Below are 15,447 nucleotides of genomic sequence, written 5' to 3'. Positions count from 1 at the left end.
CCCAGTATCGGGCGGTTGTCGCTCGGCGGCAAGAAACTTGCTTGACGCTCACTAGCTTAGCGCTAAGCTAATTAGAATTGAGCGAACTGCTGACCGCCGGTTCGCCGGCTCATCGCCCTGCCGCCCGACCGCCGCGCCGCCCCGCAGCCACCCCTCCGCCTCATCGCCTGGAGCCCCGCCATGCCCACGTCCCCGCTGCCCGGCCGGCCGGGCGCCCGTCTGCCCGGTGAGCGGGCCATGCTCGGCGCGATGGCCGTCGACGCCGTCGGCTCGGGCATGTACGTGCCCTTCACGCTGCTCTTCTTCCACCACCTGACGGGGCACTCCTTCGCCGTCGTCGGGGCGGTGCTGAGCGCGGTGGGGCTGGCCGGCATGGCGGGGCTGCCGCTGGCCGGCGCGGCCGTCGACCGCTACGGCGCCCGCCGCGTCCAGCTGCTCCTCTACGCCGTACGCGGCACGGGCTTCGCCCTCTACCCCTTCGCCTCGGCGCTGCCCGCCTTCGCCGCGGTCGCCCTCGTGACGGCGCTCGGCGACCGGGCGTTCCCGGCGGTGCAGCAGTCATGGATCGGCGAGGTGGCCGGCGGCGCCGACCGCGACCGCCTCCAGGCCGCCTCCCGCGCCCTCCGCAACGCCGGACTCGGCGCGGGCGCACTCCTCGCCTCCCTCCTCCTCAGCCTCACCGGCAACCACGGCTTCACCCTCGCCGCCTGGCTCAACGCAACAAGCTTCGCCCTGGCCTTCGCCCTGATGCGCCGAGTCCACGCAATGCCCTCCCCGCACGCAACGCCGCCGAGCCCGGCCGGGGTGGGGACGCCGGGTGCCCAGATCGGGGCGGGGGTGCCCGGCGCCGCGCAGGCCGGGGCGCACGGTGCCATGCGGGCGGAGGCGCCGGGTGCCGCCCGGGCGGGGGCAGGGGGTGCCGCCCGGACGCGGGCGGCGGCCACGGCGGCGCAGGGGGTCGGCGGGGCGGGCGCGGTGGCCTCCGCTCTTTCAGGCCCGCCGCAGGCGGCGGCGCGCACCACCGGCTCAGCGGCTACGGGGCACCCCGTCGCACCGCACCCGGCCGCCGCTCGGCCCGGGCCGGCGACGGTGCCGGGCGGCGGTTGCAGTCGCGCCGGCCAGGCCGGTGCGGGGAAGGCGCCCGCCGGCGCCGGGGGTGGTACGGACGCGGCAGCGGCCGGGAAGGCGGGCTATCGGGCGGTCGCCGGGGATCGGCCGTTCCTGGTGCTCGCCGGGGCGAACTTCCTCACCGCGCTGGGCTATTCGGCGCTCGGCGTGCTCTTTCCGCTCTTCATCGCCGGCCCACTGCACGGGCCGGAGGCGCTGACCGGGGCGGCGTTCACCGTCAACACCGTGCTCTGCGCGGTGGGCGGTGTGCACATCGCTCGGCTCACCCGGCGGGGCGGCACCCGGCGCACCCGGGCGGCGGCGCTCGGCGCGGCGCTCTTCGCCGTGTCCTTCGCCGGGCTCGCCCTGCTCGCGACGGTACGGCCGGCCGCCGGATGGCTCACCGGCGCCCTGCTGCTCGCCCTGGTGACCCTCTACACCGCCGCCGAGCTCGTCCACAGCCCCTCGGCCGGCTCGCTCGCCGTCGCGGCGGCACCCGAGGCGCTGCGCGGCCGTTACCTGGCCGCCTACCAGCTCTCCTGGTCGCTCGCGGCGATCGTCGCGCCGTCCCTCTTCACCGCGCTGTCCGGGGCCGACCCGCGCCTGCCGTGGCTGCTGCTCACCGGCACCGGCCTGCTCGCCGCGGCCCTGCTGCTCCGCACGGAACGCGCCCTCCCGCCCGCGGCGGTCCACCTCACGACGCCGCCCCGCACCTTCCGCGGCCCCACCGTGAAGCCGACCGCGCACCGCCTCCCGGCCACCCGCTGACGGCAGCGGGCGCCGGGGGGGCCGGACCGTCGGGCCCTCCTCCGCGCCCCGGGCGGCAACCCGCCCAGGGCGCCGAGGCGGGGTCAGCTCGCCGCGGCTGCCGCGTCGGCCGCCTGGGCCTTCAGGGCGCGTTCCACGCCCGAGCGGCTCTCGACGACCAGCCGGCGCAGCGCCGGAGCCGGGTCCGCGCTCGCGAGCCATGCGTCGGTCGCGTCCAGCGTCGCCTGGGAGACCTGGAGCGCGGGGTAGAGACCGACCACGATCTGCTGGCCCATCTCGTTGCTGCGCTCGGCCCACACCCGCTTGATCGCCGCGAAGTACTTCTCCACGTACGGCGCCAGCAGCTCACGCTGGTCGACCTGCACGAAGCCGCCGATCACCGACTCCTGCATCGCGTTCGGCAGGGTGTCGGCCTCGACGACCGCCGCCCACACCTCGGCCTTGGCGCCGGCGTCGGGCCGGGCGGCGCGGGCCGCGGCGGCGTGCTGCTCGCCGGCCGACGTGGCGTCCCGGGCCAGCTCGGCCTCGATCGCCTTGTCGTCGGCGCGGCCGGTCGCGGCGAGCCGCAGCAGCAGCGCCCAGCGCAGGTCGGTGTCGACGGCCAGGCCCTCGTAGCTCGCCGAGCCGTCGAGCAGGCCCGCGAGCACGTCCAGCTGCCCGGGCGTACGGGCGGTCGCGGCGAAGGCGCGGGCCCAGGCGAGCTGGTGGTCGCTGCCGGGCGCGGCGGCGGCCAGGTGCTCCTGGGCGGCGGCGGTCCAGCGGGCCAGGCCCGTCTCCCGCCACGCCGGGTCGGCGTAGAGGTCGAGGGCGAGCTTGACCTGGCGGTGCAGGGACTGCACCACGCCGATGTCGGTCTCCTTGCCGATGCCGTGCAGCACCAGCTCCAGGTAGTCGCGGGCGGCCAGTTCGCCGTCGCGCGTCATGTCCCACGCCGAGGCCCAGATCAGGGCGCGCGGCAGCGACTCGGTGAAGTCGCCGACATGGTCGCGGACCACCGCGAGCGACTGCTCGTCCAGCCGGATCTTGGCGTACGACAGGTCGTCGTCGTTGAGCAGCACCACGTCCGGCCGCCGGGCGCCGGCCAGCGCGGGCACCTCGGTCAGCTCGCCGTCCACGTCCAGCTCGATGCGCTGGGTGCGCACCAGCACGCCGTCCCGCAGGTCGTACGCGCCGACGGCGATACGGTGCGGGCGCAGCACCGGCTCGCCCTTGGCGCCGGCGGGCAGCGCGGGGGCCTCCTGGCGGACCGCGAAGGACGTCACGACGCCGTCGCCGTCCACGGCGATCTCCGGGCGCAGCACATTGATGCCGGCGGTCTCCAGCCATGCCTTGGACCAGGCCTTCAGGTCCCGGCCCGAGGTCTCCTCCAGCGCGGTGAGCAGGTCGGTCAGCCGGGTGTTGCTCCAGGCGTGCCGCTTGAAGTACGCCTGGACGCCGGTGAAGAACTCGTCCATGCCGACGTACGACACGAGCTGCTTGAGGACCGAGGCGCCCTTGGCGTACGTGATCCCGTCGAAGTTGACCTGCACGTCCTGGAGGTCGTTGATCTCCGCCATGATCGGGTGGGTGGACGGCAGCTGGTCCTGCCGGTAGGCCCAGGTCTTCATGGTGTTGGCGAACGTCGTCCACGCGTGGGGCCAGCGGGAGCCCTCGGCGTGCGCCTGGCAGGCGATCGAGGTGTAGGTGGCGAACGACTCGTTCAGCCACAGGTCGTTCCACCACTCCATGGTGACCAGGTCGCCGAACCACATGTGGGCCAGCTCGTGCAGGATCGTCTCGGCGCGCATCTCGTACGCGGCGTCGGTGACCTTGGAGCGGAAGACGTACTGGTCGCGGATGGTGACCGCGCCGGCGTTCTCCATCGCGCCGGCGTTGAACTCCGGCACGAACAGCTGGTCGTACTTGGCGAACGGGTAGGCGTAGTCGAACTTCTCGTGGAACCAGTCGAAGCCCTGCCGGGTGACCTCGAAGACAGCCTCGGCGTCGAGGTGCTCGGCGAGTGAGGGGCGGCAGTAGATGCCGAGCGGGACGCTGCGGCCGTTGCCCTCCCAGCTGCCGTGCACGGAGGTGTAGGGGCCGACGATCAGCGCGGTGATGTACGAGGAGATGCGGGGTGTCGGCTCGAAGGACCACACGCCGTCGGCGGACGGTTCGGGCGTCGGGGAGTTGGACACGACCGTCCAGCCCTGCGGGGCCTTCACGGTGAAGGTGAAGGTCGCCTTCAGGTCGGGCTGCTCGAAGACGGCGAAGACGCGGCGGGAGTCCGGCACCTCGAACTGCGTGTAGAGGTACGCCTGCTTGTCGACCGGGTCGACGAAGCGGTGCAGGCCCTCACCGGTGTTGGTGTAGGCGCAGTCCGCGACGACCACCAGCTCGTTGCGCCCCGCGGGCAGGGCGTCCAGCGCGATCCGGGAGTCGGCGAACACCTCGGCCGGGTCCAGCGGCGTCCCGTTCAGCACCACTTCGCGCACGGAAGGCGCCACCAGGTCGATGAAGCTCGCGCCTCCCTCCCCCGCGACGTCGAAGACCACCTTCGTCCGCGACGCGAAGGTGCCCCCCTCCTGGGCCCCACTCAGATCCAGCTCGATCTCATAGCCGTCCACAGCCAGCAGCCCCGCCCGCTGCTGCGCCTCCTCGCGCGTGAGGTTCGTACCAGGCACGGTGGCCCACTCCTTCTCGTCAGGTGAGACAGCCATCCTCGCACGCATCCCGTTCACCCCGCGGAAGCCCTGTGGATAACTCCGCGCGTCAGGACGGCTGCGACACCGCCTGCCGATGCCGGTCCCGCGGCCCGGCGGCGAGAGCGCGGAGCAGCGCCTCCGCGAATGCGGCCGGGTGGGTGGTCGAGCCGGTGTGGCCGCCGGGGAAGGGGGTGGGGGCGGTGGGGAGGAGGGCAGCGAGGTGGGTGGTGGCGCGGTGGGGGAGTTCGGAGGTGGAGTCCGTGCCGTGGGCGAGGACGAGGTGGGGGGTGAGGGTGCGCAGGTGGGGGAGGTCGGGGGGGTAGGTCATGAAGGGCGGGACGATGCGGCCGAGGAAGTAGGGGAGGCCGGCGAGGGTTTGCTCGGCGCGGGCGGCGGCCTGCGGGGGCAGGGTCAGGGTGGCGGGCTGTCCGGGGGTGCCGAGGAGCATGGCGGTGAAGGCGGACAGCGCCGGTGCCAGGCCCTCGGTGCGGAAGAGGTGCTGCACGCGGGCCAGCTCGGCGCGCCGGGCCTGCGCGTCGGGCAGGGCGGCGAGCAGCGGGGGCTCGTGGGCGACGGCGAGGGTGACGCGTTCCGGGCGGGTGGTGAGCAGGTGCAGCGCGGCGATCGCGCCGGAGCTCGCGCCGAAGACGCGGGCGGGCTCGTCCGGGGAGAGCAGGTCGATCAGCCGGGCGGCGTCCGTGGCGTGCTCGGCGACGGTCTGCTCGGCGTCGGGGGCGTCCAGCGGGCTGCGGGCGAGGCCGCGCGGGTCGTAGGCGGCGACGCGGTAGTCGGCGGCGAGCACGCCGGCGACGGCGTCGAGGGCGGCGGCGCCGCCCGTGCCGCCGGGGATGAGGAGCAGCAGCGGGCCGCGGCCCCGCACCTCGTAGTGGAGCGTCGCGCCGGGCGCCCGCAGGGTGCCGGTGGTGGGCCGGGTGGTCATGAGGAGTCTCCCGCTCGGGACGTGGGCCAGTGCTCCAGGAGGACGTGCAGGGCGTCGAGGGCGCGGGACCAGGTGTCCTCGGGCGGCCGGGCGTGGGCGAAGGAGCCCGCCGCCTCCAGGGCGACGAAGCCGTGGAAAGTGCTGCGCAGCAGCCGCACCGCGTCGGTGAGGTCGGGCTCGGCCAGGCCGTAGCCGCGCAGCATGCCGTAGCTGAGCTCGACCGCGCGCCGCGGCCCGGGCGCCGCCGCGGCCAGCGCGGGGTCGATCGGGATCGGGGTCTGCGTCGCGGTGTAGCGGCCCGGGTGCGCGTGCGCGTACGCCCGCCAGGCGTTCGCGTACGCCACCAGCGCGTCCTTGCCGGCCCGCCCGGTGGTCGCCTCGGCAATGAGCAGCGTCTTCTCGTCCGCCGCGAGCAGCGCGATCCGGCCGCGCAGATCCTCCAGGTTGCGTACGTGCGCGTACAGGCTGGCGTCCCGCACCCCGAGGCGCCGGGCGACCTGCGCCATGGTCACCTGTGCGAAGCCGGCCTCGTCGGCCAGCTCCGCGCCCGCGAGCGTGACCCGCTCGACCGTCAACCCGGCCCGCACCATGCGCCCGCCCCCCTCCTGAGCATTCCTAGGGGCCCTAGGCTAGAACCTATGGCCCCTAGGAAGCAATCGCAGGAGGCACCCCCGCGCGGTCACCGCCGGTGGCGCGGCACGGCATGCGGCGTCACGGGGTGGCCCGGTCCCGCGCGGGGCGGGCACCCCGTGACGCACGAAGGCCCGGATCTCAGGCTGATATGCCGTCGATCCGGGCCAGGGCGTCGTCCGCGCCGAAAGGTTGCAGATATGGCAGCCAGCGCGGGTCGCGGTGTCCGGTCCCGATGATCCGCCAGGCGAGACCGGACGGTGGGGCCGGTTGATGGCGCAGCCGCCAGCCGAGCTCCGCGACATGGCGGTCGGCCTTGACGTGGTTGCAGCGTCTGCACGCCGCGACCACATTCTCCCAGGCGTGCTGGCCCCCGCGGCTGCGCGGGATGACATGGTCGACGCTGGTGGCGGCGGCCCCGCAATAGGCGCACCGGCCGCCGTCACGGGCGAAGAGGGCCCGGCGGGTCAGCGGAACGGTGCCGCGGAAAGGGACACGGACGAATTTGGTGAGCTTCACGACACTGGGCGCGGGCAGGGCCTGTGTCTCGCTGTGCAGATAGGCGCCGGATTCCTCAAGGCAGACCGCCTTGTTGTTGAGCACGAGGACAAGCGCACGGCGGAGCGGTACGACGCCGAGCGGCTCGTACGACGCGTTCAGGACCAGGACATGCGGCACGGATGCCTCCTTTAACGCCGGCGGCGCGTGGCTCGCGCCGGGACGATCTGTCTCAGTCTCTCCGGAAGGCGGGGCGCCGCGCCACCATGCCCGGGTAACGGACCCGGAGTGTTTTGGACCACACCACTGCTCCTCGTCTGCTGCTCGCCAGGCGCCCTTGCCCTTTTACTCCCCCGCAGGAGCGGCTTCCGCGCCTCGGACAGGACAACGGAACGGCATCGGTCCTTGGTTACTGTGGAGGCTTCGCACACTCCGGAGGTTTTCCGCCCGTGTCCACCCCGACACCCCAGACACCCCCCGCCGCCCCTCTTGACAGCGTCTCCCGCTCCGCCGCTCAGGCCGGGAACTGGGTGGACGACAACTGGGCCGGATGGCTGAGCGCCGGGCTGCGGATCGCGCTGATCCTGGTGATCGCGTTCGCACTGCGCACAGTGGTGCGGCGCACCATCAGCAAGCTCATCGAGCGGATGAACCGCAGCGCGGACGCGGCGGCGGCCACCGCGCTGGGCGGGCTGCTGGTCAACGCGGAGCGCCGCAAGCAGCGCAGCGAGGCGATCGGCTCGGTCCTGCGCAGCGTGGCGTCCTTCCTGATCCTCGGCACGGCCGCGCTGACGGTGCTGTCCGTGCTGCGTATCGACCTGGCCCCGCTGCTGGCCAGCGCGGGTGTCGCCGGCGTCGCGATCGGCTTCGGCGCCCGCAACCTGGTGACGGACTTCCTGTCGGGCGTCTTCATGATCCTGGAGGACCAGTACGGCGTCGGCGACGTCATCGACGCGGGCGTGGCCACCGGCACCGTCGTCGAGGTGGGGCTGCGGGTGACCAAGCTGCGCGGCGACAACGGCGAGATCTGGTACGTACGCAACGGCGAGGTCAAGCGGATCGGCAACCTCAGCCAGGGCTGGGCGACGGCCGTGGTGGACGTCCAGGTGGGCGTCGGCGCGGACCTGGACCGGGCGCGGGCCGCGATCATGGAGACCGCGGACATCATGGGCAAGGAGGACCCCTGGGACGAGGCGCTGTGGGAGCCGGTGCGGGTGCTGGGCCTGGAGTCGGTCGGCTCGGACTTCGCCGTGATCCAGGTGCAGGCCAAGACGATGCCGGGGCAGGCCGCCCCGGTGGCGCGCGAGCTGCGCTGGCGGATCAAGCAGGCGTTCGACCGCCGGGGGATCCCGCTGAGCGGCGGCGCCCCCGCCACCACGGTCAGCGACCCGGCCGCGGCGGCGGCCGAGGGCGCCCCGGTGCCGCCCGGCGCGGACGAGAACGGGCCGGCCCCGGCGACACAACAGGCGCAGCAGGCACAACAGGCGCAGCCCTCCGGGTCCGTACCGCCGCAGACCTCCGGCGAGGGCTGACCGCCGCCGCGCCAGAGCACCGAAGCCGCCCTCCCGGGGGCGGCTTCGCCATTTCCCGCGCCGCAGGTTTTCCGGCGCCCTGTGCGCACGCCGGCGGCCTCCCGCGCGGCGGCTGCGCCTATTGCCGTGCAAGGGCGAGATAACGAGTTGGCCCACTCCCCTGCTCATCCCTTGACGGTCCGCCGACGCCGGGCCTACCTTGACGTTCGCCAATAGGAAAGTTTCCTAACAGTGAACTGAGGGAGGATGGCGCGCATGGCTGGCACTCCTGGTACGCCGCGCGTATTGCGCGCCATGAACGACCGCGCCGCGCTCGACCTCCTGCTGGAGCACGGCACGCTCTCCCGCACCCGGATCGGCAAGCTCACGGGGCTGTCCAAGCCCACCGCCTCGCAACTGCTGGCCCGGCTGGAAGCGGCCGGGCTGGTGCTGGCCACCGGCACCACCGCGGGCCGCCCGGGGCCGAACGCGCAGCTGTACTCGGTGAACCCGGCGGCAGCCTACGTCGCCGGCCTCGACGTGACCACCGAGCGGATCAGGGCCGCGGTCGCCGACATCACCGGCCGCACCGTCGGCTCGTTCCGGCTGCCCACCCCGCGGCGGCGGGCCGGCGGCGCGGTCGAGCAGGTCGTCAGGGCGCTGGACGGCGCGGTCAAGGCCGCCGGGCTCAGCCGCGCGGACCTGCACCGCGCGGTCATCGGCACCCCCGGCGCCTTCGACCCCAGCACCGGGCGGCTGCGCTACGCCAGCCACCTGCCCGGCTGGCACTCCCCCGCACTGCTGGACGAGATGGCCGCGGCCCTGCCGATGCCGCTCGCGTACGACAACGACGTGAACCTCGCCGCGATCGCCGAGCAGCGGCTCGGCGCGGCACGGGGCCACGACGACTTCGTGCTGCTGTGGAACGAGGAGGGCATCGGCGCCGCCCTGATGATCGGCGGCCGGCTGCACCGCGGCTGGACCGGCGGCGCCGGCGAGGTCGGCTTCCTGCCGGTGCCCGGCACCCCGCTGGTCCGCAACGTCACCCGCGCCAACAACGGCGGCTTCCAGGAGCTCGCCGGCTGCAACGCGGTGCTGCGGCACGCCCGCGAGCTGGGTCTGGAGATCCCGGACGCCCCGCTCCCGGACGCGGCCACCCAGGTGCTGTGCCGGGCCGCGCAGGCCCACCAGGAGCCCGTACAGGGCGCCCCCGGACCGTACGGCGAGCTGCTCGCGCGCTGCGCCACGGGCATGGCCGTGGGCCTCGCCTCGATGGTGGCCGTGCTGGACCCGGAGCTGATCGTGCTGGCCGGCAACGTCGCGACCGCCGGCGGCGAGCCGCTGCGCGCCCTGATCCAGTCGGAGCTGGCCGAGCTGGCCGTGCCCCGGCCGCGGCTGGTGCTCGGCACCGTCGACCTGCACCCCGTCCTCAGCGGCGCGCTGGAGAGCGCGCTCGCCACCACCCGCGACGAGGTGTTCGACACCTCCCGCTGACGCCCCGGAACCCCCGCCCGTACCCCGGGAACCGCACTCCTCCGAACCCGCGGTTCCCCGACCCACCCGCCAGCGGAACGGCACCCCCGCCGTCCCGACGGCACCGCACACCCTCGTCCCCTCTCGCACCCTCGAAAGGCAAGAGCAGTGACCCGTATCCGTAAGGCAGCCGCCGCGGCGGCGGCGAGCGCGGCGATAGCCCTGCTCGCGAGCGCGTGCACCGGTCAGAGCACCTCGGCGGCGAACGACGACGCCGGCAAGGACGTGACCATCACCTTCTGGCACGGCTGGTCGGCGCCCAACGAGCTGAAGGCGATCAACGACAACGTCGCCCGGTTCGAGAAGGCGCACCCGAACATCCACGTCAAGGTGCAGGGCAACATCACCGACGACAAGATCAACCAGGCGCTGCGCGCGGGCGGTTCGAAGGCACCGGACGTGGTGTCGTCCTTCACCACCGACAACGTCGGCCAGTTCTGCTCGTCGGGCACCTTCGCCGACCTCGCGCCCTTCCTGCAGAAGTCGGGCATCGACCCGGCGGCGACATTCCCCAAGCCGATGCTCGAATACACCCAGTACCAGGGCAAGCGCTGTACATTGCCGCTGCTCGGCGACGCCTACGGCCTCTACTACAACAAGAAGGAATTCGCCGCGGCCGGCATCACCGCCCCGCCGAAGACCCTCAGCGAGTTCAAGGCCGACGCGGTCAAGCTCACCAAGTCCTCAGGCGACAGCTACTCGCAGCTCGGTTTCATGCCGGACTTCCACGGATACGAGTCCACGCCCGGCCACTTCGCCGCGCAGTGGGGCGTGAAGTACTTCGACGCGGACGGCAAGTCGCAGGTCGCCAAGGACCCCGGCTTCGCCGCGATGTTCGACTGGCAGCAGGACATGGTCAAGGCGCTCGGCGGCTTCTCCAAGCTGGAGAAGTACCGCGCCGGCTTCGGTGACGAGTTCGGCGCGAAGAACCCGCTGCACACCGGCCAGGTCGCCATGGGCATCGACGGCGAGTGGCGGCTCGGCATGGCCAAGGACGCCGGCATGAACGACCTCGCCGTGGCCCCCTTCCCAGTGCCCGACGACCAGGCCGGCACGTACGGCAAGGGCTACCTCAGCGGCACCGTCATCGGCATCGCCAACACCAGCGCCAAGAAGAACGCGGCGTGGGAACTGGTGAAGTTCATGACCACCGACACCGACGCGGTCGTCTCCTTCGCCAACGCCATCCACAATGTGCCCTCGACGCTCGCCGCCCTGCAGTCGCCCGAGCTCGACCAGGACCCGGGCTTCAAGACCTTCATCGACATCGCGCAGAACCCGAACAGCACCACCACCCCGCCCAGCGTCAACGGCGGCGCCTACCAGGTGACGCTCCAGGACTTCGGCTACGCCTACGAGTCGGGCAAGTCCAAGGACCTGGCGGCAGGGCTCAAGGGCGTCGACACGCAGGTCGACAAGGACATCGCGCAGGCCCAGTGATGAGCGCCGCCGTCCATCCCCTGCTGCGAGCCAGGCGCCGCAAGGCGGCGCTGCGCAACCTCGCCTTCCTGTCCCCCTGGATCATCGGTTTCAGCGTCTTCTTCGCCTACCCGCTGGTCTCCACCGTCTACTTCTCCTTCATGCACTACAACGGCGTCAACCCGCCGACGTGGACCGGCACGAAGAACTGGACATACGTCTTCAAGGACTACCCGCTCTTCTGGCCGGCACTGCGCAATACGCTGTGGCTCGTCGTCGTGATGGTGACGCTGCGGGTGGTCTTCGGCCTGGGCGTCGGCCTGCTCATCACCAAGATCAAGACCGGCGCCGGCTTCTTCCGCACCGCCTTCTACCTGCCCTACCTCGCACCGCCGGTCGCCGCGACCATGGCGTTCGTCTTCCTGCTCAACCCCGGTACGGGCCCGGTCAACCACATCCTCGGCGACATCGGCATCCCGACGCCCGGATGGTTCACCGACCCGCACTGGTCCAAGCCGGCCCTGACGATCCTCGCGGTGTGGGGCATCGGCGACCTGATGGTCATCTTCATGGCCGCGCTGCTCGACGTGCCCAGGGAGCAGTACGAGGCCGCCGAGCTGGACGGCGCCGGCGCATGGGCGCGGTTCCGCTACGTGACGCTGCCGAACATCTCGCCCATCGTGATGTTCGCGGTGGTCACCGGGGTCATCCAGACCATGCAGTACTACACGCAGCCATTGGTGGCCGGAAAGGTCGCCTCGGGCATCATCGGCAACTCCGGGCAGCAGTTCGAGCCCGGCTACCCGGACAAGTCGACCCTGACGCTGCCCCAACTGGTCTACGAGCGCGGCTTCCAGCGCTTCGACTACGGCTCCGCGTGCGTCATCGCCCTGGTGCTCTTCGTGCTGGCGATGGCCTTCACCGCGCTCCTGATGCGCAGACGCAACGGATTCCTGTCGGCTCATGAGGACTGACGCGCGAACTCCCGGAGTGGCCGGCCGAGGCACGAGGCCGTCCGCGCAGGGAGCGAGAAGGAAGGCCGACAGAAAGGGAGGACTGAGAACGATGACCCATGCGACGCTGACCGCTCCCGCCGCCCAGGCGCCCGAGCACCCCGCCGACATACGGGCCCGGCGCACCGCACGCCGCAAGGCGCGGCTGAACTGGATCGCCGTGCACGCGCTCGGCCTTGCCGCCGCCGCCTTCTTCGTGCTGCCGTTCGTCTTCGTCTTCCTCACCGCGGTGATGACCGACAACCAGGCCCTCACCCGGGACCTGTGGCCGCACACCTGGCAGTGGTCCAACTTCCGCACGGTGTGGGACGCGCCGGGCTTCCTCACCTGGTGGCGCAACACCCTCATCTACGCCGTCGCCGGCACCGCGCTGACCGTCGTGTCGTCGCTGCCGGTGGCGTACGCGCTCGCCAAGTTCCGCTTCCGCGGGCGCAATCTGGTGATGGTGCTGGTCATCTCGACGATGATGCTGCCGCCCCAGGTGATCATCATCCCGATGTACCTGTTCTGGACCAAGCAGCTGGGCATGGACGGCACCCTGTGGCCGCTCATCATCCCGATGGCCTTCGGTGACGCCTTCACCATCTTCCTGCTGCGGCAGTTCCTGCTGACCATCCCGAAGGAATACACCGAGGCGGCCCGGGTCGACGGCTGCGGCGAACTGCGCACCCTGGTCACCGTCATCGTGCCGATGATCCGCCCGGCGATCGCGGCGGTCGCGCTCTTCCAGTTCTTCTACTGCTGGAACGACTACTTCGGCCCGCAGATCTACGCCAGCTCCAACCCGGCCGCCTGGACGCTCAGTTACGGCCTGGAGTCCTTCAAGGGGGCGCACCACACCAACTGGAACCTGACCATGGCGGCCACCGTTCTCGTGATGGCGCCGGTGATCGTGGTCTTCTTCTTCGCGCAAAAGGCCTTCATCGAAGGCGTGACCCTGACGGGAGTCAAGGGATGAAACTGGCAGTCGTGGGCGGCGGGTCCACGTACACCCCGGAGTTGATCGACGGGTTCGCGCGGCTGCGCGACACCCTGCCCGTCGAGGAGCTCACGCTCGTCGACCCGGACGGCCACCGGCTCGACCTGGTCGGCGGGCTCGCCCGGCGCATCTTCGCCAAGCAGGGCCACCCCGGCCGTATCGTCACCACCTCCGACCTCGCGGCGGGCGTCGAGGGCGCCGACGCGGTGCTGCTGCAACTGCGGGTCGGCGGCCAGGCCGCGCGCAACCAGGACGAGACCTGGCCGCTGGAGTGCGGCTGCGTCGGGCAGGAGACCACCGGCGCGGGCGGCCTGGCCAAGGCGATGCGCACGGTGCCGGTGGTGCTGGACATCGCCGAGCAGGTACGGCAGCTGGCGCCGGACGCCTGGATCATCGACTTCACCAACCCGGTCGGCATCGTCACCCGGGCGCTGCTGCAGGCCGGCCACCGCGCGGTGGGGCTGTGCAATGTGGCGATCGGCTTCCAGCGCCGCTTCGCCGCACGCCTGGGCGTCGCGCCCGAGCAGGTGCACCTGGACCACGTCGGGCTCAACCACCTGACGTGGGAGCGGGCGGTGCGTGTCGGCGGGCCCGGCGGCGAGGACGTCCTGCCCAAGCTGCTCACCGAGCACGGCGACGACATCGCCGCCGACCTGCACCTGCCGCGCCCGGTCCTGGACCGGCTCGGCGTCGTCCCGTCGTACTACCTGCGGTACTACTACGCCCACGACGAGGTGGTGCGCGAGCTGCGCACCGCCCCCTCGCGGGCCTCGCAGGTCGCGGCGATGGAGAAGGAACTGCTGGAGATGTACGGCGACCCGGCGCTGGACGAGAAGCCGGCGCTGCTGGCCAAGCGCGGCGGCGCCTTCTACTCCGAGGCCGCCGTCGCGCTCGCCGCCTCGCTGCTGCGGCCGACCGCCGGCGGGGACGTCCAGGTCGTCAACACGTACAACAACGGCACGCTGCCCTTCCTGCCGGACGACGCGGTCGTCGAGGTGCCGGCGACGGTGACCGGCGAGGGCGCGCAGCCGCTGCCGGTGCCGCCGCTGGAGCCGCTGTTCGCCGGGCTGGTGGCGAACGTGACGGCGTACGAGGACCTGGCGCTGGAGGCCGCCCTGCGCGGCGGCCGGGACCGGGTCTTCACTGCGCTGCTCTCCCACCCGCTGGTGGGGCAGTACGACCTCGCCGAGCAGCTGACCGACCGTCTGATCGCGCACAACCGGGAGCACTTCGCGTGGGCGTGAACCTCCCCGGGAACGTGCCGGCCGGCAGGGACTCCCCCGCGGGGCAGCAGGCGGTGCGTCCGCAGCCGCTCGTGCCCGGCGGGGTGCTCGCCGTGGACGCGGGCAACAGCAAGACCGACGTGGCCCTGGTCGCCGCCGACGGGCGGGTCCTGGGGGCCGCCCGGGGCGGCGGCTTCCAGCCGCCGGTGGTCGGCGTCGGGCCCGCCGTCGCCGCGCTCGCCGAGATCGTGGCGCGCGCGGCGGCGGACGCCGGGTTCGACACCGGCCCGGGCGGCGCGCACACCGGACGCCCGCTGGCCGCGTTCACCTCGGCGTGCCTGGCCAACGCCGACCTGCCGGTGGAGGAGCAGCGCCTGGAGGCGGCCGTGCACGCCCGCGGCTGGGCGCTGACCACGCAGGTCGCCAACGACACCTTCGCCATCCTGCGCGCGGGCGTCGACGAGCCGCGCGGGGTGGCCGTGGTGTGCGGGGCCGGCATCAACTGCGTGGGGATGCTGCCGGACGGCCGCACCGCCCGCTTCCCGGCCATCGGCAAGATTTCCGGTGACTGGGGCGGCGGTTCGGGCCTGGCCGACGAGGCGCTGTGGTACGCGGCCAGGGCCGAGGACGGCCGCGGCGAGCCGACGGAGCTGGCCCGTACGCTGCCGGCGCACTTCGGCCTGGGGTCGATGTACGCGCTCATCGAGGCGCTGCACCTGGAGACGCTGCCGGCCGAGCGCAAGTACGAGCTGACGCCCGTGCTGTTCGCGACCTCCGACGCCGGCGACCCGGTGGCCCGGGCGATCCTGGCCCGGCAGGCCGACGAGATCACCGCGCTCGCGGTGGTGGCGCTGCGCCGGCTCGGCCTGCTCGACGAGGAGGCCGACGTGGTGCTGGGCGGCGGCGTGATGGCCGCCCGGAACCCGTACCTGATGGACACCCTCGCCGAGCGGCTCACCGCCCGGGCGCCCAAGGCGCGTACCCGCGTGGTGACCGCCCCGCCGGTGCTGGGCGCGGCCCTGCTGGGCCTGGACCACGTGGCGGCCCCGCCGGCCGCGCACGCGGCCCTGCGCGCCCACTACGCCTGACCTGGCGTCAGTGCCCCGGCGCCCGCCCGCCGGCCCCGCGCCCGGCCCGTACCGCCC

12 protein-coding genes are annotated in these 15,447 nt (G+C 73.0%); 8 read left to right on the top strand and 4 right to left on the bottom strand.

Going from position 1 to position 15,447, the window contains the following annotated elements:
* Positions 1-180 precede the first annotated feature (180 nt).
* The gene (locus HCN08_RS01155; protein ID WP_167980893.1) at positions 181-1,875 is read left to right on the top strand and encodes an MFS transporter; all 1,695 of its coding nucleotides are present in this window, start codon (positions 181-183) and stop codon (positions 1,873-1,875) included.
* Between the two features lie 83 nt (positions 1,876-1,958).
* Here HCN08_RS01155 and pepN read toward each other — a convergent pair whose 3' ends face one another.
* The 4 genes from pepN to HCN08_RS01135 all read right to left on the bottom strand — a co-directional run bounded on the left by pepN (position 1,959) and on the right by HCN08_RS01135 (position 6,804).
* Complete coding sequence (gene pepN / locus HCN08_RS01150) at positions 1,959-4,535, bottom strand: aminopeptidase N (RefSeq protein WP_167981223.1); 2,577 nt, start codon at positions 4,533-4,535, stop codon at positions 1,959-1,961.
* An 88-nt stretch (positions 4,536-4,623) separates the two neighbouring features.
* Positions 4,624-5,496 (bottom strand): alpha/beta fold hydrolase, encoded by an 873-nt coding sequence (locus HCN08_RS01145; RefSeq protein ID WP_167980892.1) that lies wholly within the window; start codon positions 5,494-5,496, stop codon positions 4,624-4,626.
* Positions 5,493-6,086, bottom strand: coding sequence for a TetR/AcrR family transcriptional regulator (locus HCN08_RS01140; protein ID WP_167980891.1), 594 nt, complete (start codon positions 6,084-6,086; stop codon positions 5,493-5,495). The genes HCN08_RS01145 and HCN08_RS01140 overlap by 4 nt, the downstream gene beginning before the upstream one ends.
* A 181-nt stretch (positions 6,087-6,267) precedes the next feature.
* Complete coding sequence (locus tag HCN08_RS01135) at positions 6,268-6,804, bottom strand: HNH endonuclease (protein ID WP_073493871.1); 537 nt, start codon at positions 6,802-6,804, stop codon at positions 6,268-6,270.
* 269 nt (positions 6,805-7,073) lie between these two features.
* Here HCN08_RS01135 and HCN08_RS01130 point away from each other — a divergent pair, with 269 nt between their 5' ends.
* From HCN08_RS01130 to HCN08_RS01100, 7 genes are all read left to right on the top strand, one after another.
* Positions 7,074-8,156 (top strand): mechanosensitive ion channel family protein, encoded by a 1,083-nt coding sequence (locus tag HCN08_RS01130; protein ID WP_167980890.1) that lies wholly within the window; start codon positions 7,074-7,076, stop codon positions 8,154-8,156.
* A gap of 246 nt (positions 8,157-8,402) precedes the next feature.
* The gene (locus tag HCN08_RS01125) at positions 8,403-9,629 is read left to right on the top strand and encodes an ROK family transcriptional regulator (protein ID WP_167980889.1); all 1,227 of its coding nucleotides are present in this window, start codon (positions 8,403-8,405) and stop codon (positions 9,627-9,629) included.
* A gap of 147 nt (positions 9,630-9,776) precedes the next feature.
* Positions 9,777-11,108 carry an ABC transporter substrate-binding protein gene (locus HCN08_RS01120; RefSeq protein ID WP_167980888.1) on the top strand — a complete coding sequence of 444 codons (1,332 nt, stop codon included), beginning with the start codon at positions 9,777-9,779 and terminating at the stop codon, positions 11,106-11,108.
* The gene (locus HCN08_RS01115; RefSeq protein ID WP_167980887.1) at positions 11,108-12,061 is read left to right on the top strand and encodes a carbohydrate ABC transporter permease; all 954 of its coding nucleotides are present in this window, start codon (positions 11,108-11,110) and stop codon (positions 12,059-12,061) included. Before HCN08_RS01120 ends, HCN08_RS01115 begins: the two co-directional genes overlap by 1 nt.
* Before the next feature lie 91 nt (positions 12,062-12,152).
* Positions 12,153-13,058, top strand: a complete 906-nt coding sequence (locus tag HCN08_RS01110; RefSeq protein WP_167980886.1) for a carbohydrate ABC transporter permease — start codon at positions 12,153-12,155, stop codon at positions 13,056-13,058.
* Positions 13,055-14,323, top strand: coding sequence for a 6-phospho-beta-glucosidase (locus HCN08_RS01105; RefSeq protein ID WP_167980885.1), 1,269 nt, complete (start codon positions 13,055-13,057; stop codon positions 14,321-14,323). Before HCN08_RS01110 ends, HCN08_RS01105 begins: the two co-directional genes overlap by 4 nt.
* Positions 14,324-14,406: 83 nt before the next feature.
* Positions 14,407-15,390 carry an N-acetylglucosamine kinase gene (locus HCN08_RS01100; protein ID WP_167981222.1) on the top strand — a complete coding sequence of 328 codons (984 nt, stop codon included), beginning with the start codon at positions 14,407-14,409 and terminating at the stop codon, positions 15,388-15,390.
* The last annotated feature ends 57 nt before the right edge of the window (positions 15,391-15,447 follow it).

Source organism: Actinacidiphila epipremni (assembly GCF_012034175.1).
Taxonomy (GTDB): domain Bacteria; phylum Actinomycetota; class Actinomycetes; order Streptomycetales; family Streptomycetaceae; genus Actinacidiphila; species Actinacidiphila epipremni.
The sequence above is the reverse complement of the archived record's forward strand: the minus strand, read 5'-3'. Positions and strand labels throughout refer to the sequence as shown.